2 protein-coding genes and 1 pseudogene are annotated in these 3,655 nt (G+C 57.7%); all 3 read left to right on the top strand.

Translation table 11 applies throughout. From position 1 onward, the window contains the following. Window positions 1-96 (top strand): annotated as a pseudogene (gene rplT / locus ACIONG_RS30040) (50S ribosomal protein L20); the annotation flags it as partial. A gap of 109 nt (window positions 97-205) precedes the next feature. Beyond that, a complete protein-coding gene (gene pheS / locus ACIONG_RS30035; protein WP_003226365.1) occupies window positions 206-1,222 on the top strand; it encodes a phenylalanine--tRNA ligase subunit alpha in 1,017 nt (338 codons plus the stop codon). 26 nt (window positions 1,223-1,248) lie between these two features. Beyond that, window positions 1,249-3,627, top strand: coding sequence for a phenylalanine--tRNA ligase subunit beta (gene pheT, locus ACIONG_RS30030; RefSeq protein ID WP_401304610.1), 2,379 nt, complete (start codon window positions 1,249-1,251; stop codon window positions 3,625-3,627). Window positions 3,628-3,655 lie beyond the last annotated feature (28 nt).

Raw genomic sequence — 3,655 nt, 5'->3', positions numbered from 1 at the left:
ATCGAGATCGACCGTAAGGTTCTGGCTGATCTGGCAGTGAACGAAAAAGCGGTGTTTGCTGCGATTGTCGAGAAAGCTAAAGCCACCTTGGCTTAAGTACCCCCGACAATCACCCGGTCTCACTTCCGTGGGGCCAGGTGGTAAACGTCTTAAATAGGGGAAGAGCCTTCAAGCTCTTCCCCTATTTTGTATCTGGAGTCTGTACATGGAAAACCTGGACGCGCTGGTCTCTCAAGCTCTAGAGGCTGTGCAAAGCGCTGAAGATATCAATGCCCTGGAGCAAATCCGGGTTCAATACCTTGGCAAAAAGGGCGAATTGACTCAGGTGATGAAGACCCTGGGGAATTTGCCGGCAGAAGAGCGTCCGCAAGTTGGCGCCCTGATCAACGTTGCCAAGGAACGTGTAACAGGCGTTCTCAATGCGCGCATGGCCCTGTTTGAAGAAGCCGAACTGGCTGCCAAACTGTCTGCCGAGTCCATTGATGTGACGTTGCCGGGCCGTGGTCAGACCTCCGGTGGTCTGCATCCGGTGACCCGGACTCTGGAGCGTGTTGAACAGTTCTTCACTCGCATTGGCTACGGCATCGCCGAAGGTCCTGAGGTCGAAGACGACTATCACAACTTTGAAGCGCTCAACATCCCAGGCCATCACCCGGCCCGGTCGATGCATGACACCTTTTATTTCAACGCCAACATGCTGCTGCGCACCCATACCTCGCCGGTACAGGTCCGCACCATGGAATCGAAGCAGCCACCAATCCGCATCGTCTGCCCAGGCCGTGTGTACCGTAGCGACTCCGATATCACCCACTCGCCGATGTTCCACCAGGTCGAAGGCCTGCTGGTCGATCGCGACATCAATTTTGCCGATCTCAAAGGCACCATCGAAGAGTTCCTGCGGGTGTTCTTCGAGAAAGAACTGGCCGTACGTTTCCGTCCTTCGTACTTCCCGTTCACCGAGCCATCCGCTGAAGTCGATATGGAATGCGTGATGTGTAGCGGTAAAGGCTGCCGCGTCTGCAAGCAGACCGGCTGGCTGGAAGTGATGGGCTGCGGCATGGTTCACCCGAACGTGCTGCGCATGTCCGGCATCGATCCGGAAGAGTTCTCCGGCTTTGCTTTCGGTATGGGCGTCGAGCGTCTGGCCATGCTCCGTTACGGCGTGAACGACTTGCGTCTGTTCTTCGACAACGACTTGCGGTTCCTCGCGCAATTTCGCTAGTCGTAACGAATTCTTAGGAGAGCAGGATGAAATTCAGTGAACAATGGCTGCGTGGCTGGGTTAGCCCGCAGGTAGATCGCGACGAGCTGGTTGCTCGTCTGTCGATGGCCGGTCTTGAGGTCGATAGCGTTACGCCGGCCGCCGGTGTATTCAGTGGCGTGGTGGTGGGCGAGGTGCTGAGCACCGAGCAACACCCTGACGCTGACAAGTTGCGCGTGTGCCAGGTCAGTAATGGTGCGGAAACCTTCCAGGTCGTATGCGGTGCGCCAAACGTGCGTCCGGGCCTGAAGATTCCGTTCGCCATGATCGGTGCCGAGTTGCCAGGCGACTTCAAGATCAAGAAGGCCAAGCTGCGCGGCGTTGAGTCCAACGGCATGCTTTGCTCGCAAGCCGAGCTGCAAGTCGGTGAAGGCAACGACGGTCTGATGGAGCTGCCGGCCGATGCGCCGGTGGGCGAAGATTTCCGCGTATATCTCGATCTGGAAGACGCCAGCATCGAGGTCGACCTGACCCCGAACCGTGGCGACTGCCTGTCCCTGGCCGGCTTGGCTCGTGAAGTCGGCGCACTGTACGCCGTTCCGGTCACCCGTCCGGTGGTGATGAGTATTCCCGCTGTGCACGATGAAGTGCGTTCGGTGGAGGTGCTGGCGCCAGCGGCATGCCCACGTTACCTGGGTCGTGTCATCCGCAACGTTGACCTGTCCAAACCTACGCCGCTGTGGATGGTTGAGCGTCTGCGCCGTGCTGAAGTGCGCAGCATCGACGCTGCCGTCGACATCACCAACTACGTGATGCTCGAACTGGGTCAGCCGCTGCACGCTTTCGATCTTGCCGAAATCAATGGCGGTATCCGTGTGCGCATGGCGGAAGAGGGCGAGAAACTGGTTCTGCTCGACGGTCAGGAAGTCAGCCTGCGTAGCGATACGCTGGTGATCGCTGACCACACCCGCGCTCTGGCGATTGCCGGTGTGATGGGTGGCGAGCACAGCGGCGTGTCCGCGACCACTCGCGATGTATTCCTGGAAAGTGCGTTCTTCGATCAGATCGCGGTCGCGGGCAAAGCTCGTTCCTACGGCCTGCATACCGATGCTTCGCACCGTTACGAGCGTGGTGTGGATTGGCAGCTGGCCCGTGAAGCTATGGAGCGCGCTACCGGCCTGCTGCTGGAAATCACTGGCGGCGAAGCCGGCCCGATCATCGAGACCGTCAGCGAGCAACATCTGCCGTCGATCGCGCCGATCACCCTGCGTGCCCAGCGCATTACTCAGATGCTCGGCATGGAAATGGATTCAGCACAGGTCGAGCGTCTGCTCAGCGCCTTGGGTCTGAACATTTCCGCCGATGGTGCAGGCCAGTGGCGCGTAGAAGTGCCAAGCCATCGCTTCGACATCAGTCTGGAAGTCGATCTGATCGAAGAGCTGGCTCGCCTGTACGGCTACAACCGTCTGCCGGTTCGTTACCCGCAAGCGCGTCTGGCGCCACAAGCCAAGGCTGAAGCGCGTAGCGATCTGCCGGAGCTACGCCGTCTGCTGGTGGCGCGCGGTTATCAGGAAGCGATCACTTACAGCTTCATCGATCCAAAGCAGTTCGAGCTGTTCAATCCGGGCGTCGAGCCGCTGTTGCTGGCCAATCCGATCTCTAATGATATGGCCGCCATGCGTTCGTCGTTGTGGCCGGGTCTGGTCAAGGCGTTGCAGCACAACTTGAACCGTCAGCAGGATCGCGTGCGTCTGTTCGAAAGCGGTCTGCGCTTCGTTGGTCAACTGGAAGGTCTGAAGCAAGAGCCGATGCTGTCCGGTGTTGTCTGCGGTAGCCGTCTGCCGGAAGGCTGGGCGCAGGGTCGCGATACTGTGGACTTCTTCGACGTCAAAGCTGACGTAGAAGCTGTACTGGGTTTTGCCGGTGCGCTGGACTCGTTCACTTTCGCACCGGGCAAACACCCGGCGCTGCACCCGGGTCAAACTGCACGCATTGAGCGCGAAGGGCGTGAAGTCGGCTTCATCGGCGCCATTCACCCGGAACTGTCGAAAGCTTTGGGTCTGGATCGTCCAGTCTTTGTTTTCGAGCTGGTTCTGGCGGAAGTGGCACTCGGTAAAATGCCGAAATTCCACGAGTTGTCGCGCTTTCCTGAAGTGCGTCGTGATCTTGCACTGATCGCGCACAAAGACGTTGCAGCCTCGGCTGTATTGGACGTAATCCGTGAAAATGCAGGCGAATGGCTCACAGATCTAAGGCTGTTTGACGTTTATCAGGGTAAAGGCATTGATCCTGATAGAAAAAGCCTTGCAGTTGGCTTGACCTGGCAGCATCCATCGCGCACTCTTAATGACGATGAGGTGAATTCGACGACGCAAAATATCCTCACCTATCTCGTAAATAGGTTTATTGCCAAGTTAAGTAAGTGATGTATTTGTGGTTTGACGTATTCTGATT

The organism is Pseudomonas sp. NPDC087817 (genome assembly GCF_044742875.1).
Taxonomy (GTDB): Bacteria; Pseudomonadota; Gammaproteobacteria; order Pseudomonadales; family Pseudomonadaceae; genus Aquipseudomonas.
This window is presented reverse-complemented; position numbering and strand designations above follow the sequence as displayed.